Genomic DNA, 25591 nt, shown 5'->3' on the forward strand with positions numbered 1-25591 from the left:
CCCCGCCGTGGCACCCCGGTCCGGTCAGACCTGCCGCCGGGCCGCTCCACCCCACCGCGACCCGGTCCCACGGTTGACACCGGTGGGGCGAAATGGCGGTATCCACTCCGGCGGATACCGCCATTTCGCCCCCATTGAGTTGATCAGCCCCAGACAGGCCAGGTCGGGCGGGGGCCGGGTCGAGCCGGGTGGGAAGGCCCCGCTGGGCGGCGGCTCAGCGGGTGGGGTTGCGGACGCCCTCGGCGAGTTCGGCGGAGAGGGTACGCAGGGCGGCCAGGCCGGCGTCGAGGTCCGGTGCCTCCAGCAGGCGGCGGATCAACGCGCTGCCCACGATCACCCCGTCGGCGTACCCGGCGACGGTGGCCGCCTGCGCGCCGGTGCCGACGCCGAGCCCCACCCCGACGGGCAGCTCGGTGACCTCCCGCAGCCGGGAGACCAGCACCGGGGCGGCGTCCGAGGTCTGCGGCCGGGCCCCGGTCACCCCCATGATGGCGGTGGCGTAGACGAAGCCCCGGCAGTGCCCGACGGTCATCCGCAGCCGGGCGTCCGTGGACGACGGGGAGACCAGGAACGTCCGGTCCAGCCCGTGCGCGTCCGAGGCGGCCAGCCACTCGCCGGCCTCGTCGGGAATGAGGTCGGGGGTGATCAGGCCGGTGCCCCCGGCGGCGGCCAGGTCCCGGGCGAACGCGTCCACCCCGTACTGCTCGATCGGGTTCCAGTAGGTCATGGTGACCACGGGCGCCCCGGTGGCCGCGACCGCTTCGATGATGCGCAGCGTGTCGGCGGTACGGACGCCACCGGCCAGCGCGATGTCACTGGCCTTCTGGATCACCGGGCCGTCCATCACCGGGTCGGAGTAGGGGATCTCCACCTCGATGACGTCCACCCCGGCCTCGACCATGGCGGTCATCGCGGCGATGCTGCCCTCGACGGTGGGGAACCCGGCCGGCATGCAGCCGACCAGGACGGCCCGCCCGTCGGCCCGGGCCTTGTCGAAGGCCACCCCGATCCGGCTCACGGTCTCACTGCTCCTTGTCGAGGATGCCGAAGTACTCACCGGCGGTGTGCACGTCCTTGTCACCACGACCGGAGAGGTTGACCACCAGGACCGGTTCCCGGCCCAGCTCGGCGGCGAGTTGCGGGGCGACCTGCACCACGCCGGCGAGGGCGTGCGCGCTCTCGATCGCCGGGATGATCCCCTCGGTGCGGCAGAGCAGCTCGAACGCGGCCATCGCCTCCCGGTCGGTCACCGGCTGGTAGCGGGCCCGGCCGGTGTCGTGCAGCCAGGCGTGCTCGGGGCCGATCCCGGGGTAGTCCAGGCCGGCGGAGATCGAGTGCGAGTCGATGGTCTGGCCGTCGGCGTTCTGCAGCACGTACGTGCGGGCGCCGTGCAGCACCCCGGCGCTGCCGCCGGTGATGCTGGCCGCGTGCCGGTCGGTGTCCACGCCCTCGCCGCCGGCCTCGAAGCCGTACAGCCGCACGTCGGTGTCGGGCACGAAGGCGTGGAAGATGCCCAGCGCGTTGGAGCCGCCGCCGACGCAGGCGAGCACCGCGTCCGGCAGCCCACCGGTCAGGTCGAGGCACTGCTGACGGGCCTCGTCACCGATGCCGCGCACGAAGTCCCGGACCATCTCCGGGAACGGGTGCGGGCCGGCGGCGGTGCCGATCAGGTAGTGGGTGTCGTCGACGTTGGCGACCCAGTCCCGCATCGCCTCGTTCATCGCGTCCTTGAGGGTGCGCGAGCCGGTGGTCACCGGCACTACGGTGGCGCCCAGCATCCGCATCCGGGCCACGTTGAGCGCCTGCCGCTCGGTGTCCACCTCGCCCATGTAGACCACGCAGTCGAGGTCGAACAGGGCGGCGGCGGTGGCGGTGGCCACCCCGTGCTGGCCGGCACCGGTCTCGGCGATCACCCGCCGCTTGCCCATCCGCCGGGTGAGCAGCGCCTGGCCCAGCACGTTGCGCACCTTGTGCGCGCCGGTGTGGTTGAGGTCCTCCCGCTTGAGCAGCACCCGCGCGCCGACCTTGGCGGAGAACCGCTCGGCGGAGTACAGCAGGGAGGGGGTGCCGGCGTAGTCGCGCAGCAGGGCCGCGAACTCGGCGAGGAACTCCTCGTCGGTCATCGCCTTGCGGTACGCGGCGTCCAGCTCGTCGAGCGCGGCGACCAGCGCCTCGGGGACGAACCGGCCACCGAACCGGCCGAAGTGACCGGCGGAGTCGGGGAACCGCTCGGCCGGGGTCGACACGTCGGCGCTCATGCCGCCGCTCCCCGGCCGGCCGCGCGCCGACGCTCCGTCGCGTCGCCGGTGACGAATCGCTCGCGCTCGCTCATCGCGATGTCCTCTCGCTGCGCAGATCTGCCCGTCGGGTCAGCGCGCCGGGCGGGGCGTAGCCGGGTGGTTCCCGGCGTTGACCAGCTCGGCGACCGCCTCGCGGGGGCTCTTCTGGGTGACCAGGCCCTCGCCCACCAGGACGGCGTCGGCGCCGGCCGAGGCGTACCGGATCAGGTCGTGCGGGCCCCGCACGCCGGACTCGGCGATCTTGACGACGCTGCTGGGCAGGCCGGGGGCGATCCGCTCGAACACGGACCGGTCGACCTCCAGGGTACGCAGGTCACGGGCGTTGACCCCGATCACCTGCGCGCCGGCCTCCAGGGCCCGGTCGGCCTCCTCCTCGGTGTGCACCTCGACCAGCGCGCACATGCCGAGCGACTCGATCCGCTCCAGCAGCCCGACCAGGGCGTTCTGCTCCAGCGCGGCGACGATCAGCAGCACCATGTCGGCCCCGTGCGCCCGGGCCTCGTGCACCTGGTAGCTGGAGACCACGAAGTCCTTGCGCAGGACCGGCACCTGTACGGCCGCGCGGACCGCCGCCAGATCGTCGAGCGAGCCGCCGAACCAGCGCCCCTCGGTCAGCACGCTGATCGCCCGCGCGCCGCCCGAGGCGTACTCACCGGCCAGTTCGGCCGGATCGGCGATCTCGGCCAGTCGGCCCCGGCTCGGCGAGGAACGCTTCACCTCGGCGATCACCGCCACGCCGGGCTTGCGCAGGGCCGCGTACGCGTCCAGCGGCGGCGGCGCGGCGGCGGCCAGTTCGCGCAGCCGCTCCAGCGGAAGCTGCTCCTGCCGCCGCGCCACATCCTCGCGGACGCCGGCCAGGATCTCGTCGAGCACGCTTGTGGACGCCGCCGAACCGGCCCCGTCCCCCTCTGCGTGCGCATGCTCAGCAGTCACCAACGGACTCCCCTCTCCGGGTGTCATGGGCCGATGCTAGGGGGCGCCACCTGGCGACAAGCGCCGGGGGTATGGCGCTCCTCACGAAATGGGCTGTGGCATGATGCCGGACCTCCGGTGAACGGAATGTCACGCAGCGCCACCATACCCGTCGGTCGGTGTCATCGACATCAGTCGTCCGGAGCACTCCGGACCATCGATCGACACCCATACGCTATGAGATCACGTCCCGGCGCGGCGCGCAGCTCGGCCCGGCTCCCGGCGGCTGTGACGAAGCTCAAGGACGCCCGTCCGGTGCAGGTGAGGGCCGTTGACCGGCCCGTCACCAGGGCGAAACGTGAGTCCGGCAGCATCGGTTTCGGGCAGACTCGACGATGCGCCTGCCCACCATCGGATCTCATCGTGCGGGGTGATCTATGAGCACTGCGGAGCCGAACGCCGGCATCGGACTCACCACCATCTCCCGAACCGTCGTCTCGCTGGCCGTCGAGGTCGTGCACACCCTGGAACGGGTCGTGGCGGGCGAGGGGCGGGTGCGGACCGCCCGGGGCAACGCCTGGGAGGCGGTCTGCGCCGACCGGGCCCGCGCCGACCAGCGCGCCGAACTGGACCGCCTGGTCGCCGAACTGGCCGCCACCCGGGCCGCGGCCCGGGACCGGCACGCGAGCCAGGACCGGCACGCCGCCCGCGCCCCGCAGCCCGTCAGCTGACGGTCGGGTCCTCACCCCGGTCGAGCGCATCCCACGCCGCCCGGTTGCCCCGGTCGGCGATCGGCAGGCCCGGCCCGTCCGGGGCATCGGTGCGTGCCGTCCGCTCGTAACGGGCGCCCATCGCCGGCCAGCCCCCACCGCGCCGTGCGGTGAACAGGCCCCCGCCGGCCGCCACCAGCCCGCCGAGCAGGCAGAGCGCCGGCCACTGCCGGTGCGCCTCGGCACCGACGTCGGCGACCAGCCCGTAGCCGCCGCCGACCGCCACCGCCAGGCCGAGCAGGGTGATGAGGCCGCCGAGCAGTTGCCGGAGCCGTCCCCGGGTGGCCAGCACCGCACCGCCACCGGCCAGCGCGACCAGCGCCAACGCGGAGAGCCACGGCAGCAGGTCCGCCCCGGAGCGGTCCTGCCGGGTCGGCGGCAGCGCCCCCCGGGCGAGCACCTCCACCGACCAGGTCCGGGTCGCCGCCCAGCTGGCCAGGCCCGCACCGACCAGGCAGAGCAGCACGGCGTACGTCAACTCGCGCCGGCCGGTCGAGGCAACGGCGGACGGGCCGGTCGCGTTCGTCCCGCCGGCCCCGGTGCCGTTCACCGGGCCGGTCGCAGAGTCTCGGCGGCGGCGATCGCGGCCAGCACGGCGGCGGCCTTGTTCCGGGTCTCCTGGTCCTCGGCGGCCGGATCGGAATCGGCCACCACCCCCGCCCCGGCCTGCACGTACGCCCGACCGTCACGGATCAGCGCGGTACGGATCGCGATCGCCATGTCCAGGTCGCCGCCGAACCCGAAGTAGCCCACGGTGCCGCCGTAGAGGCCCCGGCGGACCGGTTCCAACCCCTCGATGATCTCCATGGCCCGGACCTTCGGTGCACCGGACAGGGTGCCGGCGGGAAAGGTCGCGGCCAGCGCGTCGAAGGCCGTCCGGTCCTCGCGCAGGGTGCCCACCACGGTGGAGACGATGTGCATCACGTGGCTGTACCGCTCGATGGTGGCGAACTCCGGCACCTGGACGGTGCCCGGCTGGCAGACCCGGCCCAGGTCGTTGCGGCCCAGGTCGACCAGCATCACGTGCTCGGCCCGTTCCTTCGGGTCGGCCAGCAGCTCGGTGGCGAGCCGGGCGTCGGCGACCGGGGTGGCCCCGCGCGGCCGGGTCCCGGCGATCGGGTGCAGCATCGCCCGGCGCTGCCCGTCGGTGTCGGCGTTGACCTTGAGATGTGCCTCCGGGGAGGAGCCGACGATGTCGAACCCGTCGAAGCGGAGCAGGTACATGTACGGGCTCGGGTTGGTGGTCCGCAGCACCCGGTAGACGTCCAGCGGGTCGGCGTCGGTGGCCCGCTCGAACCGTTGGGCCAGCACGATCTGGAAGCACTCCCCGGCCCGGATCGCCTCCTTCGCCGCCTCGACCGCCTTCGGGTAACCGCCGTCGGGGGTCCGGCTGACCACGTTGCCGGCCGGTGGCCGACCCACCGTCGAGATCATGGGCGGAATCGGTCGGGACAGCGCGGTGGTCATCGCGTCGAGTCGACCCACCGCATGGTGGTAGGCGGCGGTGACCCGCTCCGCCCGGTCCGGGTCGTCCAGCGGTGGCAGCACCGCGTTGGCGACCAGGATCGCCGAGCCGTCGTAGTGGTCGAGCACCACCAGGTCGGTGGCGAGCATCATGCCCAGTTCGGGCACCCCGAGGTCGTCCTCGGTCAGCTCGGGCAGCCGCTCGAACCGGCGGATCAGGTCGTACCCCAGGTAGCCCACCATGCCGCCGGTCAGCGGCGGCAGGCCGGCATCCGGGTCGGGGGTCCCACCGGCGAGCGCCGCGACGGTCTCCCGCAGCACGTGCACCGGGTCGCCGGAGGCCGGCACCCCGGCTGGCGGGGTGCCGGTCCACGTCGCGACACCGTCCCGCTCGACCAGGGTGGCGCTGCTGCGCACCCCGATGAACGAGTACCGCGACCAGGCCATGCCGGCCGAGCCGACACCCTGTTCGGCGGACTCCAGCAGGAAGGTGCCCGGCCCACCGGCCAGCTTGCGGTAGACCCCCACCGGGGTTTCCGCGTCGGCCAGCAGCCGCCGGGTCACCGGCACCACCCGCCACCGGGCCGCCGCCGCCACGAAGCCCGCCAGGTCCGGGCTGAGCGCGCCGTCGGTCATGAGGACGCTCCCTGCGGGGAGGTGACCGGGAGTTCGGTGAAGAAGCAGGTGCGCTCGCCGGTGTGGCAGGCCGCGCCGACCTGGTCCACGCCGACCAGCAACGCGTCGCCGTCACAGTCCAGCGCCACCGAACGGACGTACTGGTGGTGGCCGGAGGTGGCACCCTTGACCCAGTACTCCCGGCGGCTGCGTGACCAGTAGGTGGCCCGGCCGGTGGTCAGGGTGCGGTGCAGCGCCTCGTCGTCCATCCAGGCGACCATCAGCACCTCGTCGGTGTCGTGCTGGCGCACGACCGCGGCGACCAGGCCGTCCGGGGTGCGGCGCAGCCGGGCGGCGATGGCCGGGTCGAGACGGGACGGGCGGGCCGCGGCGGCGGGTCCGCCGTCGCTGGGAGCAGAGTCAGGTACGGGCACAGTTACCGATTGTCCCGCACGCGGCGCGGGCACCTGCGCCCCGTCCCCGATCGCCCGGGACAACTGGACGACGTACCCGTCCAGCCGACCGTCGCGCAACGCCAGGGCGAGGTCCGGGCCGGCCGTCTCGGCGATCCGGTCCGCGTACGGGCGGACCAGCGGGAGCACCCCGGTCACCAGGCGGGCTGCGGCGGCACCGACCTCGACGGCAGTGGCGGGGCGTACCCCCAGGCAGAGCAGCATGTCGTCGCGGTAGCCCGGCGGCGCGACCGGCAGGTCCAGGGCGGCGGCGAAGGCGGTCCGGCGGGATGCCACCCGGACGCCCGGGTTGGCCGGTCGCAGCACGCACGGGCAGAGCCGGGCCAGGTCGGCGGCGGCCAGCCGGACGCCGAGCGGGTCGTCGGCGGCGAGGGCCCCGGCCACCTTGCCGAGGGTGGCGACCAGTTCCTCCAGGCGGGGCTGGTCGGCGGGTTGGCAGAGCACCGGCAGGTCGATCCGGCGACGCCAGGTCGGGTCGGCCCAGAGCAGTCGGGCGGGGGTGGTCACCGGCAGCCCGAACGCCCAGTCGGCCGGTTCGCCGAGCCGGTCGACCCAGGTGCGGACGTCCCGGGCGGCCACCGAGACGTGCACGATCCGCCCGTCCACCTCGGTCAGATAGGCGCGGCGGGCATCGTACGGCGTCTCGGCCGAATCCGACGGCGGCGGCGGGTGTGCCGAGCCCGGCGGGGCGGGCTGGTTGGCCGCGGCGACCAGGACGTCGACGTCGACGTCGCTGTAGGCGGTGGCGGCCGACCGGGCGTGACTACCGCGCAGCAGTATCCCGACCACCGGGCGCTCGGCGGAAGCGCGCAACCGGTCGGTCCAGTCGGCCAGGAAGGCGGCCTCCGGCAACGGAGCGTGATCCACCGCGCCATCGTGCCGTAGGTCCGATCGGGGCGCAATGCCCGAAGGCGGACTTCCTGTCCGATCCGAAGGCTAGCGCCCGATCCCAAGACAAGCGCCCCGAGTCGGGGGCTAGTGCCCGGGACGATGCTTAAAGTCCGATACGAAGGCTGGCGCCCGATGGATCGCTGCCGACCGATGCGGCCGGGACCCTGGCCCCGCCGCGCAGGTGGCACGCCGGCAGCGCGGGGTCGGGCCGGCGCGCCGGCCCCGGCGGCGCTGCCGGCCGGTGCCGGCAGCGCCGCGCCCGGTGCGCAGGTCAGTGCCCGACCGTCTGCATCCCGGAGGCCGGATACCGCGCGCCGACCACCGCATCGGCGGGGACCGCCTCCCGCAGCCGGGCCTGCTGGGCGGCGGTGAGCCGCAGCTCGGCGGCGGCGGCGTTCTCCTCCAGGTAGCGGACCCGCTTGGTGCCCGGGATCGGGAGCACGTCCGGGCCCTGGGCGAGCAGCCAGGCCAGGGCGGCCTGGGCCGGCGTGCAGCCGATCTCGTCGGCCACCGCCCGGACGGCGGCCACCAGGCGCAGGTTGGCGTCCAGGCTCTCCGTCGCGAACCGGGGCGCCGCCGCCCGCCAGTCACCCTCGGTGAGCTGGTCCCGGCCGGTGATCGCCCCGGTGAGCAGCCCCCGCCCGACCGGCGAGTACGCCACCAGCGTCACCCCCAGCTCCCGGCAGGTGTCCAGCATCTCCCCCTCGACGTCCCGGGTGAACAGGCTGTACTCCATCTGCACGGCCGAGATCGGGTGCACCGCGTGGGCCGTCCGCAGGGTCGCCGGGCTGACCTCCGACAAGCCGAGCAGGCGCACCTTGCCCGCCTCGACCAGCTCGGCCATCGCCGTGACGGTCTCCTCGATCGGGGTGCCCGGGTGGCGACGGTGCAGGTAGTACAGGTCGATGGTGTCGACCCCGAGCCGGCCGAGGGAGGCGTCACAGGCCTGACGGGCCCAGGCGGCGCTGCTGTCGACGTATGCCCCGGAGCCGTCGGCGGTGCGCCGGTTGCCGAACTTGGTGGCCAGGAAGACCTCGTCGCGACGGGCCCGCACCACCGGGGCGAGCAGCCGCTCGTTGGCGCCGAAGCCGTACATGTCGGCGGTGTCGAGGTGGTTCACCCCCAGGTCGAGGGCACGGTGCAGGGTGCGCGTCGACTCGGCGTCGTCCGGCCCGCCGTAGGCGAAGCTCATGCCCATGCAGCCCAGCCCGATGGCGGAGACCTCCGGACCGCCCGCCCCGATCTGTCGACGGATCATCGTTCCTCCTCGGTGCGGCGGTAGAGATCGATCTTGTAGTCGAGCATCTTGAGGTCCTCCTCCAGTTCGGCCATCCGGGTCAGCACCCGGATGCGGTGGCTCTCGAACAGCGCCCGGCGGGCGGCCAGCGTCCGGTCGCCCAGGCGGGCCAGCTCGGCGTACCGGCGCATGTCGCGCACGGGCATGCCGGTGCGGCGCAACCGGGTGAGCAGCACCAGCCAGTCCAGGTCGCCCTGGGTGTAGCGGCGGCGGCCGGCCGAGTCGCGGCCGACCGGGGCGACCAGCCCCTCCTGCTCGTACCAGCGCAGCGTGTAGGTGGTCAGGCCGACCCGGGCCGCCGCCTCGCCGACCGACAGGCCGCTGTCCCGCGTGCTGATGTCCACGGGCTCCAGGCTTCCAGTTCGAGCGCGCTCGAAGTCAACAGTTGCGCGCGGTCGGTTAATTCATCTAGCGTTGATTTCAACGAACGATGAGTTTCTGAGGAGGCGCGATGGACGACGCCATCGCCGTCCGCGACCTGGTCGTCGACCGGGGTCGACGACGGGTGCTGGACGGCATCGGCTGCACGGTGCCGCGCGGCGCGGTCACCGGGCTGCTCGGCCCGAGCGGCAGCGGCAAGACCACCCTGATGCGGGCCGTGGTCGGGGTGCAGACCATCAACTCGGGCACGGTCACCGTGCTGGGCCGACCGGCCGGCACGGCCGAGCTGCGCCACCGGGTCGGCTACCTGACCCAGGCACCCAGCGTCTACGCCGACCTCACGGTCCGGGAAAATGCCCGCTACTTCGCCACCCTCCAGGGGCGCCCCGCCGCCGACGCCGACCGGGCGGTCACCGACGTCGGCCTGGCCGCCGCCGCCGGCCAACTGGTCGGCACCCTCTCCGGCGGGCAACGCAGCCGGGCCTCGCTGGCCTGCGCGCTCGTCGGCGAACCGGAACTGATCGTCCTGGACGAGCCCACGGTCGGGCAGGACCCGGTGCTGCGGGCCGACCTGTGGGCCCGGTTCCACGCCCTGGCCGCCGCCGGGACCACCCTGCTGGTGTCCAGCCACGTGATGGACGAGGCGGCCCGCTGCGACCGGCTGCTGCTGATCCGTCAAGGCCGGCTGATCGCCGACGACACCCCCGACGCCGTCCGCGCCGCGACCGGGGTGGACGACCTGGAGGAGGCGTTCCTGCGCCTGATCCGGGCCGGCGGGACCGACCCGACGACCACCGGGGAGGCGGCGTGAAACCGACGATCCTGGCCGCCACCACCGGACGCATCCTGCGTCAACTGCGGCACGACCGGCGTACGGTGGCGCTGCTGGTGGTGGTGCCGACGGTACTGCTCACCCTGGTCTACTACATGTACGCCGACCAGCCCGCCCCACCCGGCCAACCGGCCCCCTTCGACCGGGTCGCCCTGGTGATGCTGGGCTTCTTCCCGTTCATCATCATGTTCCTGGTGACCAGCATCGCGATGCTGCGGGAACGCACCAGCGGGACGCTGGAACGGCTGCTCACCACCCCGCTGGGCAAGCTCGACCTGCTCTTCGGCTACGGCATCGCGTTCGGGCTGGCCGGGGTGGTGCAGGCGACCGTCGCCACCGCTGCGGCGTACTGGCTGTTCGGGCTGGCCACGGCCGGGGCCGCCGGGCTGGTCATCCTGGTCGCCGCGGTCAACGCCGTGCTGGCCGTCGCGCTGGGGCTGTTCTGCAGCGCCTTCGCCCGTACCGAGTTCCAGGCGGTGCAGTTCATGCCGGTGGTGGTCGCCCCGCAACTGCTGCTGTGCGGGCTGTTCGTGCCGCGCGGGCAGATGGCCGGCTGGCTCCAGGCGGTCAGCGACGTGCTGCCCCTGTCGTACGCGGTGGAGGCGCTCCAGGAGGTCGGCGCACACGCCGAACCGACCGGCCTGATGTGGCGGGACGTGACGATCGTGGCCGGTGCGGCACTGGCGGCCCTGGTGCTGGCGGCGGCGACCCTGCGCCGACGCAGCGGGTGATCCCGGTGATCCGACGGACCGGCCGCCGCCCCGGCAACCCGGACACCCGGGAGGCGATCCTCACCGCCGCCCGGTCGGCCTTCGCCGAACGCGGCTTCGACGCCGCCTCGATCCGCCAGATCGCCACCGCCGCCGGAGTGGACCCGGCCCTGGTGCACCACTACTTCGGCAGCAAGGAGGAGCTGTTCCGGGCCACCATCGACATCCCGATCGACCCGGCCGTGCTGCTGCCCGCCGTGCTGGTCGGCGACCCGGACCGGATCGGGGAACGGCTGGTCCGCACGTTCCTCGGGGTGTGGGACTCGCCGGCCGGGTCGGCGGCGGTGGCGCTGCTCCGCTCGGCGACCAACAACGAGTGGACGGCCCGGCTGCTGCGCGAGTTCCTGGTCACCCAGGTGCTCCGCCGGGTGCTCGACCAACTCGACCTGGACCCGGCGGAGTTGCCGCTACGCGGCGCACTGGTGGCCACCCAGATGATCGGCCTGGCCATGATGCGCTACGTCATCCGCCTGGAACCGGTCGCCTCCGCCACCCCCGACACCCTGGCCGCCACCCTCGGCCCCACCATCCACCGCTACCTCACCGCCCCCCTCCCCTAACCCCCCGTGCCCCGCCCGTCCGGCCCCGTCCCGCCCGGTCCCGTCCGGCCCCGCCCCGGTGATCAAGAGGTTTACGTCACGACAGCCGTCCGGCATGACGTAAACCTCTTGATCACCGGGAGCCGCCGGCGGCGGGCGGGAGGCGGCGAGTGGAGCGGGGGCGGGGGGCGGGTCAGGGGTGGTGGTGGGCGGGGGCGGGGAGGGGGAGCAGGGGGTGCAGGAGGTGGGGCAGGTCCGCCGGGTCGGCGAGCGGGTGGGGGAAGGGCAGGCGGGCCCGGCGGCGGTCGCCGGGGCGGCCGTACGCCACGACTAGGCCGTAGCGGTCGAGGCGTACCACCCGGGGTTCGTCGCCGGTCAGGTGGAGCCGACCGCGCAGGTACGCGACCACCTCCGGCCCGTGGTGGTCGGCGAGGTCGGCCAGCAGCGCGGCCTCGTCGGCGTGCAGCGGGTCCGGCTCGGCGGCGGCGTACTCGCCGGGATCGACCCGGTGCACCACGCCGGCGGTCTCCAGCCGGGCCTCGGCCACCTCGAAGCGGTGCAGCCGGAAGCGGCTCCCCACGTCGAGCAGATCACCGGTCGGGTCCACGGCGGCGAAGTCGACGGCGGCGCGGCGGGCCGACTCGCCGTCCAGTGGCACCGCCCAGCCGGAGACCCAGGCCCGACCGGCCGACGGCGCTCCGGCGGCCGGGGGCAGGTCGAGCACGTCGAGCACCACGGCGACGTCCCGGGCGGCACCCGGGTCCAGTTCGGCGGCCAGGTCGCTGAAGACCGGAACGAGCAGCAGCACCCGCCCCTCCAGGTCGGTGGCGTGCCGGACGTGGAACGGTCCGGGCCGGTGGGCGAGGTGCACCAGGCCGGGCAGCCGACCGGCCACCAGGGTGCGGATCAGCTCAGCAGGGGTCGGGGCCACCGGGCACCTCCGATAAAGGTTAGCCTTACCTAACCGCAGCGTAGAGCACCCGGGGCGACGGCGTCCACCGACCACCGACTCCACCGTGGGACGCGCTTTCGGCGACGCCCGACCCGGGCGGTGCTCCCCCGCCCCGGTGCCCACGTCGAACGTCAGCGGGTCTGTTCCAGCCAGGAGGCGAAGAGCAGGGCATACACCGAGTCGGGGTCGCGGAGCAGCTCCTCGTGCGGGCCGCGCTGCACGATCCGGCCCCGGTCCACCACCACCACCTCGTCGGCGGCCTGCGCGGTGGAGAGCCGGTGCGCGATGGCCAGCGTGGTCCGACCCCGGGTCACCGCGTCCAGGGTGCGTTGCAGGCGTACCTCGGTGGCCGGGTCGACGGCGCTGGTCGCCTCGTCCAGGACGAGCAGATCCGGATCCGCCACGTACGCCCGGGCCAGCGCCACCAACTGCCGCTCCCCGACGCTCAGCGCCTCCCCCCGCTCACCCACCGGGGTGGCCAGGCCCGCCGGCAGACCGTCCAACCAGTCGGCCAGGCCCAGCTCGGTGAAGGCGGTGGTGAGCTGCGCGTCGGTCAGCTCGGGACGGGCGAAGCGGACATTGTCCCCGACCGTGGCGTCGAACAGGAACCCGTCCTGCGGCACCATCACCACCCGGGACCGCAACGAATCGAACCGCACCTCGTCCAGCGGCACCCCGGACAGCAGCACCCGCCCCTCGGTCGGGTCCATCAGCCGGGTGAGCAACTTGGCGAAGGTGGTCTTGCCGCTGCCGGTCTCGCCGACCACCGCCACCCGGCTCTTCGCCGCGATGTCCAGGGTGACGCCGTGCAGCACCGGCGGCCCGCCCGGATAGGCGAACGTCACCCCGGCGAAGCGAATGTCCAACGGCCCGGCCGGCAACTCCCGGCCCTGCTCCCCCGGGTCGGCCACGTCCGGCGCGATGTCCAGCACGTCGAGCACCCGCCGCCAACCGGCGATGGCGTTCTGCGCCTCGTTGAGGACCTCGGTGGCGATCTGCACCGGCTGGATGAACAGGGTGACCAGGAACAGGAAGGCGGTGAGCTGGCCGACGGACAGCGTCCGGTCCGCCCCGAGCGACACCCCGACCACCACCACCCCGGCCAGCGCCACCCCGGCCGCCAACTCCCCCACCGAGCTGCCCATGATGCTGATCCGGATCGCCCGCTGCTGGGCCACCCGCTGCCCCTCGATCGCCGTGTCCAACCGGCGGGCCGTCCGGCCGGAAACCCCGTACGCCCGGATCACCGGCGCACCCACCACGCTCTCGGCGATCGTGCCGAGCAGGGTGCCCATCCGCTGCCGGACCACCCCGTAGGCCCCGGCCAACCGACGCTGCAACAGCCGGATCATCAGCACCGCCGGCGCGAAGGCGACGAGCACCACCAGCGTCAGCTGCCAGGAGTACGCCAGCATCACCGCCGTGGTGACCGCGAGCTGACCCAGGTTGACCAGGAGGATGACCCCGCCCCACTGGAGGAACTGGGTGATCTGGTCGACGTCGCTGGTCACCCGGGAGACCAGCGAACCGCGCCGCTCCGACTGCTGGTGCAGCATCGACAGGTCGTGCACGTGCCGGAACGCCCTGGTCCGGACGTTGGCCAACGCGGTCTCACTGACCGTGAACAGTCGCCGCATCATCAGGTAACCGCAGGCGGTGGTGGCCACCAGCACCGCCGCCGTGGCGGTGACCACGGTGACGATCACCCCCAGATCCGGGCCACCGGGCACCGCGATCCCCTGGTCGATGCCGCGCTGCACGGCCACCGGCACGGCCACCCGGCCGACCATGTAGAACAGCGCCAGCGCGATGGTGCCGGCCAGGCCGGTACGCAGCTCCGGCGAGAGCGCCAACCCCCGCCGCAACGTCTGCCAGGTCCCCTCGACCCGCTCGTCCCCATCACTGGCGCTCACCGGTGCCGACCTTCCGTTCACGACTGCGGGGCTCCGCTGCGCTGCACTCCTCACGCTCACCGGGCCAACCCTTCGTTCACGACTGCGGGGCTCCGCTGCGCTGCACTCCTCGCGCTCACCGGTCCACCTCGATCTCCAGGCCCGACGGCAGCGGGGCGACCTCGTCGTATGTCCGGTTCTGTTCCCGCTCCTGCTCGGCCTGCTCGTAGGCGGTGACCAGGTCGACGTAGCCGGGCACGGTGGCCAGCAACTCGGTGTGGGTGCCCCGGGCCAGCACCCGGCCCTGCTCCAGATAGATCACCTCGTCGGCGAGCGCGATGGTGGCCCGCCGGTACGCCACCACCAGGATCGACGCGGCGGCCTGCTGCCCGGGCGCCGGGGCGCGCAGCCCGGCCAGGATGGCGGCCTCGACCCGGGGGTCGACCGCGCTGGTGGCGTCGTCGAGCACCAGCAGCCGGGGCCGGCCGGCCAACGCCCGGGCCAGGGTGAGCCGTTGCCGCTGACCACCGGAGAGCGAGGTGCCCCGCTCACCGACCATGGTGTCCAGCCCGTCGGGGAGGGCCGCGACGAAACCGTCCGCCTCGGCCAGCCGCAGCGCCGCCCAGACGTCCTCGTCGTCGATGCCCGGCCGGTCCAGGCTGATGTTGGCCCGGACGGTGTCGTCGAAGACGAACGGCACCTGGGCGACCAGGGCGGCGGTCGAGGCGAGTGACGCGGCGGTGAGCCGGCGTACGTCCACCCCGTCCAGGGTGACCGTGCCGGTGTCCGGGTCGACCAGCCGGACCGCCAGCGAGGCGATGGTGGACTTGCCGGCGCCGGTCGGGCCGACCAGCGCCACCGTCCGTCCGGCGGGCACGGTGAAGGCGACCGCACCGAGCACCTGCGTCCCGGGCAGGTGCGCCTCGGCGGGTTCGTACCCGAAGTGGACGCCGTCGAAGGCGAGGGTGGCGGGCGTCCCGCTGTCGTCGAGGGTGTCGTCCCCGTAGGGCATCTCGCCGGTGGCGTCGAGCACCCGGCTGACCCGGTCCCAACCGGCCACGCTGCGGGGCAGTTCGGCCAGCACCCAGCCGATGGCCCGCACCGGGAAGGCCAGCACGGTGAAGAGGAAGGCGACGCTGACCAGTTCGGTGACGGTGATCGCGCCCTGCCGCAATCGGATCGTGCCCACCACGAGCACGGCCAGGGTGCCTAGGCTGGGCAGCGTCTCCAGCAGCGGGTCGAAGACCCCCCGCAGCCGACCGACCGAGATCAGCGAGTCCCGCAACTCCCGGGCCCGACCGGCGAACCGGGCGGTCTCCTGGGCCTCCCGGCCCATGGTCTTGACCACCAGGGCGCCGTCGAAGCTCTCGTGGGCGATGCCGCTGACCTCGGCCCGCAACCGCTGCGCGAGGGCCTGGCGGGGGGCCATCCGGCGGGAATAGACCACGTTGAGCGCGAACAGGGCGGGGAACACGGCCAGCCCGACCAGGGCGAGCGCCCAGTCGGTGAAGAAGAGCGAGCCGACCGCGCCGACCAGCATCACCAGCGTGCCCACCGCGAACGGCAGCGGCGCGATCGGATACCAGGCCGCCTCGACGTCGGAATTGGCGTTGGACAGCAGCGTGCCGGTGGCGTTGCGGTGGTGCCAGGACAGCGGCAGTTCCAGGTAGCGGCGGGTCACCCGGCGGCGGTAGGCGGCCTGGAGGCGGAACTGCATGTAACCCGCGCCGAGCCGGCGGCCGAAGATGCCGACCACCCGCAGCACGCTGATCCCGAACAACGCCACGGCGGCCAGGGCCAGTGTGCTGGTGCCGACCTCGCCGGACTCGACCGCCGGCACCACCACGTCGCCGACGACCGCGCCGACCACGTACGCGCTGACGATCACCAGCCCACCGAAGAGCACGCTGCCGGCGACCGCCACCGCGAAGATGCGTGGTTGTTCCCGGATTGCCCGGCCAAGGACCCACAGCCCCCGGTGGATCACGTCCCGACTCGTCCCGCTCGCCACGCTCTCCCCCGCCGTAAGCCGCAATTATCTCCCTTATCCTTACCGCTCGCAGCCACCTACGCCGCCCGGCGTGGTATGTCGACCATCACGTCGCCGATCGCGCCGCCCCCACGCGTCCCCCGCCGGTGGAGCGGACCGCTCGCCGCGCCGACGGCGGCCCACCGACCTACGATCGCTGCATGCCGCGGTACGCCCGAGCGGAGCGCGAGGCGCTCGCCGACCTGATGCTGGAAGTGGGCCCGGACGCCCCGACGATCAACGAGGGGTGGACCGCCCGGGACCTCGCCGCCCACCTGGTGGTGCGGGAGCGCCGCCCCGACGCCGCCGGCGGCATCCTGCTGCCGCCCCTGCACGGGTACGCCGAGCGGGTGCGGCTGCGGGTCGCCGCCCGGCCCTGGCCGGAGCTGCTCGACCAGGTGCGCCGCCCCCCGGTGTGGAGCCCGGTCAGCAACCCACTCACCGACGAGCTGGCCAACACGATGGAGTTCTTCATCCACCACGAGGACGTCCGGCGGGCCCGGCCGGGGTGGCAACCCCGGGACCTCCCGCCCGGGCTGGCCGCCCGGTTGTGGAAGCCGGTCGCCCTGCTCACCCGGACCCGGGCCCGACGGTTCCCGGCGAACCTGCTGGTGCAGGCACCGGGCCAGGGTGAGGTGACCGCCGGCCGGGGTGGCGACCGGGTACGCCTGGTCGGCTCCCCCGGCGAGCTGGTGCTGTTCCTCTCCGGCCGGCAGCGGGTGGCCCGGGTCCAGATCGACGGTCCACCGGCGCTGGCCGAACGGCTGCGTACCGCCCCCCTGGGGTTGTAGGCACCCCGGCGGGACCGCCCCCTGGGGTCGTCGGCACGGCGGTGGGACCGGCCCCGGGGTCGTCGGCACCCGGCGGGACCGACCGCGCCCACCCGGGCACGGGACCGTTCGCCCCCGCGACGAACACCCTGCGCGGCCGACGGATCACCCGACGGAGCGGACCACGTCGCTGTTGGCGGTAGCGGTGGAATCGGTCACTTCGACCCCCGTCAGCAATGATCGATGTCGATTCCCTTGGCGTACTCTCCGGCGACGCCACCGGTGGGGGGTGGCCGACTGGGGAAACCATGCACAGTTTCAACGTCTCGGCGTTACTCGAACCACCCTTCGTCAGCCGGCGGCACGCCGCCACCGACGGGGTGGCGGCGGAGAGTACGGAGTGGGCCCGCCGGCAGGGCCTGATCGAGGGCGGGCGGGCGACGGCCCGACTGCACCGGGCCGGTGCCGCCGAGCTGGCCGGACGCGCCTGCCCGCAGGCGTCGGTGGCGCAGCTGCGGCTGCTCACCGACCTGCTCTCCTGGCTGTTCGTGATGGACGACGTCTGCGATGACGACGGGCTGGGCAGCGCGCCGGCCACCCTCGCGCCGACGATCGCCGCGCTGCTGGACGTCCTCGACCGGCACGGCGCACCGGCCGACCGGTCGCCCCCGGCCGGCCGCACCGTGCCGACCGGCCGACCCGCGCCGACCGACCGCGCCGTACCGACCAGCCGGCCCGCGCCGACCGACCGCATCGGGCCGACCAGCCGGCCCGCCGGCAGCAGGCCGACCGACCACGCCGGGCCGGACAGCCGGGGCGCACCGGGCGGGGCGCTCGGTGCCGCCCTGGCCGACCTGTGCCGCCGGGTCCGCGACCAGCGCCGCCCCACGCTGCTGCTGCGGCTGGTCAGCCAGTTGCGGGCGTACCTGCTCGCGCTGCTGTGGGAGGCGGCGAACCGGGAGCACCGACGGGTCCCGGGGGTGGCCGAGTACCGCCAGATGCGGCGGCACACCGGCGGGGTACGCCCCAGCCTGACCCTCACCGACCTGGCGTACGGCCGACTGCCCGGCCCGACGCGGCGGGTCGATCCCGCGGTGATCGCGCTGGACGACCTCGCGGTCGACCTGGTCTGCTGGTGCAACGACCTGTTCTCCTACCGCAAGGAACGGGACACGGCGGCCGACCCGCACAACCTGGTGACCGTCCTCGCCACGCAGACCGGGCGGGGCGAGGCGGCGGCGTTCCAACTGGCCGCCGGGTGGTTCAACGACGGGCTGGCCGGCTACCTGGTCCGCGAGGCGGCGCTGGTCGCGCACGGCGGGCCCGCACTGACGCCCTACCTGGCGGCCCGCCGCTCGTGGCTGCGCGCCACCTACGACTGGTCGGTGCGGGTGGACCGGTACGGCTGACCGCGCCCCCGCAGCGCACGCGGCAGCCGGTCCGGCGCGGGCGTCGGACCGACCCCGTCGGGACTCAGCCGCCTCACAGGTACGGGGGCTAGCCGATGCCCCGGCGCAGGCAATACCCTTCGGTAACCGCAGCGCGACGTGACCCCCGTCACGTCACCCACCCCCTGAAGGCGGCTATCACGATGGCTCTCGATATCCCATACCGTTCCATCCCTGACATGTTCCGCAAGCGGGTGGCCGCGACCCCCGATCAGCACGCCTTCGCCCACCCGGCGCCGGACGACTCCGGCCCGGTCTGGTTGACCTGGGCCCAGGTCGGCCGGCGGGCCGACGCGGTCGCCGCCGGCCTGCACGGGCTCGGGGTCGGGCTGGAGGACCCGGTGGCGATCCTGGCCAACACCCGGCTGGACTGGATCATCGCCGACTTCGGCATCATGTGCGCGGGTGGGGCGACCACCACCGTCTATCCCACCACCGAGCCGCAGGACGCGACGTACATCATCGCCGACTCCGGTTCCCGGGTGCTGTTCGCGGAGAACCCGACCCAGGCGGCGAAGATCGCGGGGGCGCGACTGCCCGCGCTCACCCACGTGGTGCTCTTCGACGGCACCCCCGACCCGACCGCCGCGGTGCCGCAACTCACCCTCGCCGAGTTGGAGGCGCAGGGGGCACAGGCCCTCGCCGCCGAGCCCGACCTGATCGCCCGGCTGGTCGCCCCGGTCGGCCCGGAGCACCTGGCGACACTGATCTACACCTCGGGCACCACCGGCCGGCCGAAGGGCGTCGAGTTGCTGCACGGGGGCTGGTGCTGGGAGGGGGTGGTGCAGGCCGAGACGGGTCTGCTGCGCGACGACGACGTGCAGTACCTGTGGCTGCCGCTGTCGCACTCGTTCGGCAAGACGCTGCTCTGCGGCTCGACGCACGTCGGGCTGCCGACCTACGTCGACGGCCGGGTGGACAAGCTGGTCGAGATGCTGGCGGTGATCCGGCCGACGCTGATGTGCGGGGCGCCCCGGGTCTACGAGAAGGTCTACAACAAGGCGGTCACCACCGCGCAGGACGCCGGCGGCGCGAAGGCGAAGATCTTCGCCTGGGCCGTCGCGGTCGGCAAGGAGAAGGTCGCCCTGGAGCAGGTTGGCCGGCCGGTGCCGGGCGGCCTGAAGCTCAGGTACGCGCTGGCCGAGAAGCTGGTGTTCAGCAAGCTCCAGGCCCGGCTCGGCGGACGGATCCGGGTGCTCGTCTCCGGTGCGGCCCCGTTGAGCGCGGAGATCGCCACCTTCTTCGCCGCCGCGAACCTGCCCATCTCCGAGGGGTACGGCCTGACCGAGACCAGCGCCGGCAACTTCGTCAACCCGCCCGACGGGCTGCGGATCGGCACGGTCGGCCGGGCGATGGGCGACCTGGAGTGCCGGATCGACACCGACGGCGAGATCCTGGTCCGGGGTCGGCCGGTGATGCGCGGCTACCACAACCTGCCCGGGGAGACGGCTGCCGCGTTCACCGAGGACGGCTTCTTCCGTACCGGCGACATCGGCACCCTCGACGACGACGGCTACCTGCGCATCACCGACCGCAAGAAGGACCTGGTCAAGACCTCAGGCGGCAAGTACGTCGCGCCGTCGCACATCGAGGGCATGTTCAAGGCGATCTGCCCGTACACCTCGCAGGCGATCGTGATCGGTCAGGCCCGCAACTACTGCACCATGCTGGTCAGCCTGGACCCGGACGCGATCCGGGGCTGGGCGGCGGGTGGCCCGCTCGACGGACGGGACTACGCCGAGATCGTCGCCTCGCCCGAGGCCCGGACCATGGTCGAGGAGCACGTCGCCCAGCTCAACGCCAAGCTCAACCGCTGGGAGACGATCAAGAAGGTCACCGTCCTGCCCCGCGACCTGACCATCGAGGACGGCGAGATGACCCCGTCGCTGAAGATCAAGCGGCGCGGGGTGGAGAGCAACTTCGCCGCCGAGATCGACCGGATGTACGCGGGCAGCCTGGCCGAGATCTGAGCCGTCCGGGTCGGTCGGCGGCCGTGTCCCCCCGTCCCGGGACACGGCCGCCGACCGGTCACAGGTGCTCGTGACGCCACCGGCTCTGCTCGGCCTCGGTGGCCTCCTGTTCCGCCAGGGCCAGCTGGCGCACCCGGTGCCGGCGACGGCCCTGCCCCCGGGTCTCCAGCACGACCAGGGCGACGCAGACCAGTGCCAACAGGGCCAACGCGCCCACCTCGGGCACCCGGGCCCCCAGCGGGGCGAACGCGCCCAGCGCCAGCACCGCCAGCACCGGTGGCCAGCGCAGCACCCGTACCGTCCGCAGTCCGCAGGCGACCAGACTGAGCAGGTAGAGGCTCACCCCGCCGTAGAGCACCAGCACCCACCGGCCGCCCAGCGGCAGGCCCCAGTCCGGATTGCCCGGGTCGGCCACCTCGGCCAGCAGATCCTTGAGCCCGAGGGCGAAGAAGATCACCCCGGCGACGATCGGCAGGTGCAGGTAGGTGTAGGCGTCCCGGGCCAGCCGGGCCCGGGACACCGGATCGCGGCTGCGGTGCAACGCCTGCTCCATGGCGAGCGCCAGGGTGTCGAAGTAGGTCCACCACAGCACCGAGGCGACGGCGATGCCGAGCGTCGCGGCGATCACCACCGGCCAGGTCAGCGGCAGGCCGGTGACGAACTTCGGGCCGACCCCGAGCGCGATGATCGACTCGCCGAGGGCGATCAGCACCATCAGGGCGTGCCGTTCCGCCCAGTGCCCGGCGGAGAGCACCGACCAGTAGGCCCCGCCCAGGCGTACCCCGGCCACGTACTCCAGCAGCAGGGCGAGCGTCCAGAGGGCGAGTTGCAGGGCGGTCGCGATGCCGTCCCCGGCGAGCCGGTGGGGCAGCACCGCGGAGACGACCAGCAGCGCCGTGGCGCCCACCGGCAGCAGCGCGAGCCGGGTCCACTGCCGCCACCGGACCGGGTCGCCCCGGGCCACCACCCCGAAGACGGACAGCTGGCTGGCCCTGACCAGGAAGTAGCAGCCGGCGAAGACCAGCGGGCCGTGCAGACCGCCGGGCTCGTCGAGGAACGCCCCCGGCATGCTCAGCGCCAGCAGGAAGGTGGCGGTGACGGTGACGAAGCCGAGCACCGGCAGCAGCCCCTGGTCGGCGCGGACCGCGTTGCCGAGGCCGGCGAACCCGGTCCAGCACCACCAGAGCAACCCCAACACCAGCAGGCAGCGCAGTAGGTTGCTGGCAGTGGGCTCCTGGGAGGTCAACGCGGTGACGTTGAAGAACGCGAAGACGAAGACCAGGTCGTAGAAGAGTTCCAGCCGGGTGGTCCGGGAGCCGGGCGCACCGAGCCGGACGCCGCGCGACCACCCCGGGCTGCCCACCTCGGCAGTCTCCCAGCCGCCGCCGGCCGACCGGGCCGGTTCGTCCCCACCGGGTCCCTCGGCGGCCCCGGGGCGGGTGGGTCAGGCGATGACGGCCGGTTCCCGCCAGCGCGGGCGGCCGGCGCCCCGGTCGAGGTCGTAGCGGATCGCGGCCAGCCGGCCGACCGCCTCCACCAGGTCGGCGGCGGGCAGGGTGAAGGGCAGCCGCAGGAAGCGCTCCAGGGTGCCGTCCAGGCCGAACCGGGGGCCGGGCGCCAGCCGTACGCCGACCTCCTCGGCGGCGCGGGACAGGGCACTGGAGATCGGGCCGTCCAGCTCGGCCCAGAGGGTGACACCGCCGCGGGGCACTTCGACCCGCCAGTCCGGCAGCCGCTCGGCCAGCACGTCGAGCAGGGCGTCCCGCTGGGTGACGAGCTGGTCACGACGGGCCGCGACGATCGCCGGGGCCTGGGCGAGCAGGTGCACCGCCACCAGTTGGTCGAGCACCGGGCTGGCCATGTCCACCCCGACCCGGGCGGCGGCCAGTCGCTGCACCTGCGGCGCGGAGGCGCGTACCCAGCCGATCCGCAGGCCACCCCAGTACGGCTTGCTCATCCCCCCGATGGAGATCACCCGGGAGTGCCGGTCGAAGACGGCGGTCGGCGGCGGCAGCGGCGTGCCGTCCAGCGGCAGGTCCACGAAGGACTCGTCGATGACCAGGTCGGTGCCGGCGGCGTGGGCCGTGGCGACGAGCCGTTCGCGCAGCTCGGCAGGCATCAGGTGACCGGTCGGGTTCTGGAACTCGGGGATCAGGTAGGCAAGCTTGGGCCGGGTCTGCCGGACGCTGCCCAGCAGCAGGTCGGCGTCCCAGCCGGGGCCGTCGACGGCGAGGCCGTGGGTGCTGATCCGGGCCCGTCGGGCGGCCAGCGCGGCGAGCGCGTTCGGGTAGGTGGGCGATTCCACCAGGACGTTCCCGCCGGGTGCGAGGGCCAGCCGCAGCACCAGGTCCAGCGCGTGCTGGGTGCCGCTGGTCACCATGATCTGCTCGGCGCTGGTGGGCAGCCCCCGTGCGGTGTACGCCCGGGCGACCGCCTCGCGCAGCTCGATGATGCCGGTCGGGTGGTAGCCCGCGCCGGACAGGTAGCGCGGCAGGTCCTCCACGGCGGCGTGGGCGGCCGGCACCAGCTCGGGCGGCGCGGCCAGCGCGGCCACCCCGAGATCGATCATGTCGCGGTCGTCCAACGGGGTCCACAGGCCGGTGCTGGCGACCCGGTGGGTGCCGGGCAGCATGGTCCAGCTCCCCGCGCCGCGCCGGCTGGCCAGGTGGCCGGTCTCCCGCAGCTGCCGGTACGCGGCGGTGACCGTGGTCCGGCTGATCCGCAGCGCCTCGGCCAGTTCCCGCTCGGCCGGCAGGCGTACCCCCAGGGGGAGGCGGCCGTCGGCGAGCAGTCCCCGGACGGCGGCGGCGAGCGCGGCGTAGTCGGGGCTGCGGCGGCGGCCCGGCAGCGCGTGCCACTGCCCGAGCAGCCGGGCCAATTGGACCCCTCGCACCTGGCTGGTCACGGCCACCCCTGAGGAATTGGCTCTTCTATGGGCAACATTGGACCCTAGGGTGGCATGCATGGCTCCGATTGGCAATCTCCGGCACCGCCCCGCCCGGCGACTCACCCAGCTCTATGCCGGGCTGGTCCTCTACGGGGCCAGCATGGCCATGATGATCCGCTCCGGGCTCGGGCTGGACCCGTGGGACGTCTTCCACCAGGGGCTGGCCCGGCAGACCGGCCTGTCGTTCGGCACCGTGACCATCGCGGTCGGCGCGGTGGTGCTGCTGCTCTGGATCCCCCTGCGGCAACGCCCGGGGCTCGGCACGGTGAGCAACGTGGTGGTGCTCGGGCTGGTGGTGGACGCCACGATGGCCCTGCTGCCGGCCGGGCTACCGCTGGCCGCCCGGATCGGCCTGCTGCTCGGCGGGATCGTCGCCAACGGTGCCGCCACCGGCCTCTATCTCGGCGCGCGGCTCGGCCCCGGCCCCCGTGACGGCCTGATGACCGGGTACGTCGCCCGCCGACCGGGCCGCTCGGTCCGGCTGGTCCGCACCGTCATCGAGATCACCGTGCTGGCCCTGGGCTGGCTGCTCGGCGGCACGGTCGGCATCGGCACCGTCGCGTACGCGCTGGGCATCGGCCCGCTGGCCCAGTTCTTCATCCCCCGCTTCGCCGTCCCCGCCGAACCGGTCCAGTCGAACCGGAGCCGCCCGGCACCGGTCGGCACGGCGTTGGGTGGCACGGCATCGGGTGGCACGGCGTTGGGCGGCACAGCATCGGGTGGCACAGCATCGGGCGGCACGGCACCGGTGTCCGTGCCGCCGGTGTCCGCCGACCCGCCGGCCCCGGGAAACCGGTTTCCGGTGGAACCGCTCCCCGAGGGTCCGGAGGTGACCACGCTGAGCTGCGCTGACACGACAGGGGGAAAGTAGGTGTTTCCTCAACGGACACCTACGGGCATCATTCGTGCATGGGGGAGAACGCGTGGCGCTGGACGGACGCCTGGATCTTCGTGTCACTGGTGATCGCCAGCGGTGCCGGACGGCACCGCCGCGCGGCGGATTCCCGCCGCCCGGAGGGGGTCCGGCTCACTGACGTGTTGTCCACCGCCGACCACCTCAACCAGGCGATACCCGAACGGCACGACGTGGAGACAGCGGTCCAGCGGCTGGTCGGCGCGGGGTTGGTCACCGTCTCCGACGGCTGGTTCCGGATCACCCCGGACGGCGAGCAGCTCTGGCGTACCCGGCCCCGGGCCGGCGTGGGCGGCACGGTCGACAGCGTGCAGGGGGTGCTGGTCCGGCGGCACGCCCCCGGCAGCGCGCAGTGGCACCTGCCCGAGGAGGACCACGCCGCCGCCGTGCAGGAGTACGTGGTCCGGTCGATTCCGGCCCCGCGCCGCTCCCCGGAGGGGCAGACCGGCCGCTGAGCCACCCGCCCGCGCGCGGAGCAGGGGTGACCGGCGGAGCCTTGTCCAGGCTCCGCCGGGAGCCACCCGCCCGCGCGTGGGGCAGTGTCCCTTGCCCAGCCAGCTGGGTAAGGGAGCCACCCGCCCGTGCGCGGAGCGCGGACCACCCGCCGTGTGTAGAGCGCGCGGGGATCAGGGTGTCCCGGTGGCGTGGATCGTCAGCGGACGGGGTGGCCGGCGTCGCGCAGGGCGTCCTTGACCTCACCCACGGTCAGCTCGCCGAAGTGGAAGACGCTGGCGGCGAGCACCGCGTCGGCGCCCGCCCCGATCGCGGGCGGGAAGTGCGCCACCCGGCCGGCACCGCCGCTGGCGATCACCGGCACGTCGACGACCGCGCGGACCGCCTCGATCAGGGTGAGGTCGAAGCCGGCCTTGGTGCCGTCGGCGTCCATCGAGTTGAGCAGGATCTCCCCCGCGCCCAGCTCGGCACCGCGCGCCGCCCACTCGACCGCGTCGAGCCCGGTGCCCCGGCGGCCGCCGTGGGTGGTCACCTCGAAACCGCTGGGGGTGGTGCCGGCGGGTGCCCGGCGGACGTCCAGCGAGAGCACCAGGACCTGCCGGCCGAACCGGTCGGCGATCTCGGCGATCAGTTCGGGGCGGGCGATGGCGGCGGTGTTCACCCCGACCTTGTCCGCCCCGGCGCGCAGCAGGGTGTCCACGTCGGCGACCTGCCGGACGCCGCCGCCGACGGTGAGCGGGATGAAGACCGACTCGGCGGTACGGCGTACCACGTCGAGCATGGTGCCCCGGTCACTGGAGGACGCGGTGACGTCCAGGAAGGTCAACTCGTCCGCGCCGGCCCGGTCGTACGCCGCCGCCAGCTCCACCGGGTCACCGGCGTCGCGCAGGTCGAGGAAGTTGACCCCCTTGACCACCCGACCGGCGTCCACGTCCAGACATGGGATCACCCGTACCGCCACCGTCATGCGATG

The 25591-nt window shown here is 73.9% G+C and carries 22 protein-coding genes and 2 pseudogenes; 9 read left to right on the forward strand and 15 right to left on the reverse strand.

Annotated elements, in window-relative coordinates; genetic code table 11:
• Positions 1–214 precede the first annotated feature (214 nt).
• The 3 genes from trpA to trpC all read right to left on the reverse strand — a co-directional run bounded on the left by trpA (position 215) and on the right by trpC (position 3173).
• A complete protein-coding gene (gene trpA, locus ACQP1S_RS22760) occupies positions 215–1018 on the reverse strand; it encodes a tryptophan synthase subunit alpha (RefSeq protein WP_432898934.1) in 804 nt (267 codons plus the stop codon).
• A gap of 4 nt (positions 1019–1022) precedes the next feature.
• Positions 1023–2258: a tryptophan synthase subunit beta gene (gene trpB / locus ACQP1S_RS22765; protein WP_432898936.1), complete on the reverse strand. Its 1236-nt coding sequence runs from the start codon at positions 2256–2258 to the stop codon at positions 1023–1025.
• Positions 2259–2369: 111 nt separating this feature from the next.
• Positions 2370–3173 carry an indole-3-glycerol phosphate synthase TrpC gene (gene trpC / locus ACQP1S_RS22770; protein ID WP_432908226.1) on the reverse strand — a complete coding sequence of 268 codons (804 nt, stop codon included), beginning with the start codon at positions 3171–3173 and terminating at the stop codon, positions 2370–2372.
• Positions 3174–3649: 476 nt separating this feature from the next.
• On the opposite strand from trpC, the gene ACQP1S_RS22775 reads away from it, so the two are divergent.
• Positions 3650–3943, forward strand: coding sequence for a hypothetical protein (locus ACQP1S_RS22775; RefSeq protein WP_091237429.1), 294 nt, complete (start codon positions 3650–3652; stop codon positions 3941–3943).
• On the opposite strand, the gene ACQP1S_RS22780 is transcribed toward ACQP1S_RS22775, so the two are convergent.
• From ACQP1S_RS22780 to ACQP1S_RS22805, 6 genes and pseudogenes are all read right to left on the reverse strand, one after another.
• A complete protein-coding gene (locus ACQP1S_RS22780; protein WP_432898940.1) occupies positions 3936–4532 on the reverse strand; it encodes a Trp biosynthesis-associated membrane protein in 597 nt (198 codons plus the stop codon). The genes ACQP1S_RS22775 and ACQP1S_RS22780 overlap by 8 nt on opposite strands.
• A complete protein-coding gene (locus tag ACQP1S_RS22785) occupies positions 4529–6082 on the reverse strand; it encodes an anthranilate synthase component I (protein ID WP_091237434.1) in 1554 nt (517 codons plus the stop codon). Before ACQP1S_RS22785 ends, ACQP1S_RS22780 begins: the two co-directional genes overlap by 4 nt.
• Positions 6079–6528, reverse strand: coding sequence for a phosphoribosyl-AMP cyclohydrolase (hisI, locus tag ACQP1S_RS22790; RefSeq protein ID WP_425413126.1), 450 nt, complete (start codon positions 6526–6528; stop codon positions 6079–6081). Before hisI ends, ACQP1S_RS22785 begins: the two co-directional genes overlap by 4 nt.
• Before the next feature lie 174 nt (positions 6529–6702).
• A pseudogene (locus ACQP1S_RS22795) lies at positions 6703–7401 on the reverse strand (phosphoribosyl-AMP cyclohydrolase); the annotation flags it as partial.
• A gap of 295 nt (positions 7402–7696) precedes the next feature.
• Entirely contained in the window at positions 7697–8683 is a 987-nt protein-coding gene (locus ACQP1S_RS22800; protein ID WP_432898943.1) for an aldo/keto reductase, read from the reverse strand.
• The gene (locus tag ACQP1S_RS22805; protein ID WP_091237438.1) at positions 8680–9066 is read right to left on the reverse strand and encodes a MerR family transcriptional regulator; all 387 of its coding nucleotides are present in this window, start codon (positions 9064–9066) and stop codon (positions 8680–8682) included. Before ACQP1S_RS22805 ends, ACQP1S_RS22800 begins: the two co-directional genes overlap by 4 nt.
• A 107-nt stretch (positions 9067–9173) precedes the next feature.
• On the opposite strand from ACQP1S_RS22805, the gene ACQP1S_RS22810 reads away from it, so the two are divergent.
• Genes ACQP1S_RS22810 through ACQP1S_RS22820 form a run of 3 tightly spaced genes read left to right on the forward strand, consistent with a single transcriptional unit; the run spans position 9174 to position 11265 of the window.
• Complete coding sequence (locus ACQP1S_RS22810) at positions 9174–9914, forward strand: ABC transporter ATP-binding protein (RefSeq protein WP_432898946.1); 741 nt, start codon at positions 9174–9176, stop codon at positions 9912–9914.
• The gene (locus tag ACQP1S_RS22815) at positions 9911–10666 is read left to right on the forward strand and encodes an ABC transporter permease (protein WP_432898949.1); all 756 of its coding nucleotides are present in this window, start codon (positions 9911–9913) and stop codon (positions 10664–10666) included. Before ACQP1S_RS22810 ends, ACQP1S_RS22815 begins: the two co-directional genes overlap by 4 nt.
• A gap of 5 nt (positions 10667–10671) precedes the next feature.
• Positions 10672–11265, forward strand: coding sequence for a TetR family transcriptional regulator (locus ACQP1S_RS22820; RefSeq protein ID WP_432898952.1), 594 nt, complete (start codon positions 10672–10674; stop codon positions 11263–11265).
• 172 nt (positions 11266–11437) lie between these two features.
• Here ACQP1S_RS22820 and ACQP1S_RS22825 read toward each other — a convergent pair whose 3' ends face one another.
• The 3 genes from ACQP1S_RS22825 to ACQP1S_RS22835 all read right to left on the reverse strand — a co-directional run bounded on the left by ACQP1S_RS22825 (position 11438) and on the right by ACQP1S_RS22835 (position 16099).
• Positions 11438–12175 carry a DUF2470 domain-containing protein gene (locus ACQP1S_RS22825; protein WP_432898955.1) on the reverse strand — a complete coding sequence of 246 codons (738 nt, stop codon included), beginning with the start codon at positions 12173–12175 and terminating at the stop codon, positions 11438–11440.
• 152 nt (positions 12176–12327) lie between these two features.
• Positions 12328–14109 (reverse strand): ABC transporter ATP-binding protein, encoded by a 1782-nt coding sequence (locus tag ACQP1S_RS22830; protein WP_432898958.1) that lies wholly within the window; start codon positions 14107–14109, stop codon positions 12328–12330.
• 115 nt (positions 14110–14224) lie between these two features.
• Positions 14225–16099 carry an ABC transporter ATP-binding protein gene (locus ACQP1S_RS22835; protein WP_432898961.1) on the reverse strand — a complete coding sequence of 625 codons (1875 nt, stop codon included), beginning with the start codon at positions 16097–16099 and terminating at the stop codon, positions 14225–14227.
• Between the two features lie 179 nt (positions 16100–16278).
• On the opposite strand from ACQP1S_RS22835, the gene ACQP1S_RS22840 reads away from it, so the two are divergent.
• The 3 genes from ACQP1S_RS22840 (at position 16279) to ACQP1S_RS22850 (ending at position 20305) form a co-directional block, all read left to right on the forward strand.
• Entirely contained in the window at positions 16279–16908 is a 630-nt protein-coding gene (locus ACQP1S_RS22840) for a TIGR03085 family metal-binding protein (protein ID WP_091238831.1), read from the forward strand.
• 287 nt (positions 16909–17195) lie between these two features.
• Positions 17196–18296 (forward strand): terpene synthase family protein, encoded by a 1101-nt coding sequence (locus ACQP1S_RS22845; RefSeq protein ID WP_432898965.1) that lies wholly within the window; start codon positions 17196–17198, stop codon positions 18294–18296.
• Between the two features lie 182 nt (positions 18297–18478).
• The gene (locus ACQP1S_RS22850) at positions 18479–20305 is read left to right on the forward strand and encodes an AMP-dependent synthetase/ligase (protein WP_432898968.1); all 1827 of its coding nucleotides are present in this window, start codon (positions 18479–18481) and stop codon (positions 20303–20305) included.
• Between the two features lie 58 nt (positions 20306–20363).
• Here the strand turns inward: ACQP1S_RS22850 and ACQP1S_RS22855 are convergent, their stop codons facing one another.
• Both ACQP1S_RS22855 and ACQP1S_RS22860 read right to left on the reverse strand, forming a co-directional pair.
• Entirely contained in the window at positions 20364–21668 is a 1305-nt protein-coding gene (locus ACQP1S_RS22855) for a low temperature requirement protein A (protein ID WP_432898971.1), read from the reverse strand.
• 81 nt (positions 21669–21749) lie between these two features.
• Positions 21750–23210 (reverse strand): PLP-dependent aminotransferase family protein, encoded by a 1461-nt coding sequence (locus tag ACQP1S_RS22860; protein WP_432898974.1) that lies wholly within the window; start codon positions 23208–23210, stop codon positions 21750–21752.
• Positions 23211–23268: 58 nt separating this feature from the next.
• Between ACQP1S_RS22860 and ACQP1S_RS22865 the strand changes: the two are divergent.
• Together ACQP1S_RS22865 and ACQP1S_RS22870 are read left to right on the forward strand one after the other, a co-directional pair.
• Positions 23269–23880, forward strand: a pseudogene (locus ACQP1S_RS22865) (YczE/YyaS/YitT family protein); the annotation flags it as partial.
• A gap of 281 nt (positions 23881–24161) precedes the next feature.
• Positions 24162–24620 (forward strand): hypothetical protein, encoded by a 459-nt coding sequence (locus ACQP1S_RS22870; protein ID WP_091237460.1) that lies wholly within the window; start codon positions 24162–24164, stop codon positions 24618–24620.
• A 197-nt stretch (positions 24621–24817) separates the two neighbouring features.
• On the opposite strand, the gene hisF is transcribed toward ACQP1S_RS22870, so the two are convergent.
• Entirely contained in the window at positions 24818–25585 is a 768-nt protein-coding gene (gene hisF, locus ACQP1S_RS22875) for an imidazole glycerol phosphate synthase subunit HisF (RefSeq protein ID WP_088643065.1), read from the reverse strand.
• Positions 25586–25591 lie beyond the last annotated feature (6 nt).

The sequence above is a fragment of the Micromonospora matsumotoense genome, assembly GCF_050951065.1.
GTDB lineage: Bacteria > Actinomycetota > Actinomycetes > Mycobacteriales > Micromonosporaceae > Micromonospora > Micromonospora matsumotoensis.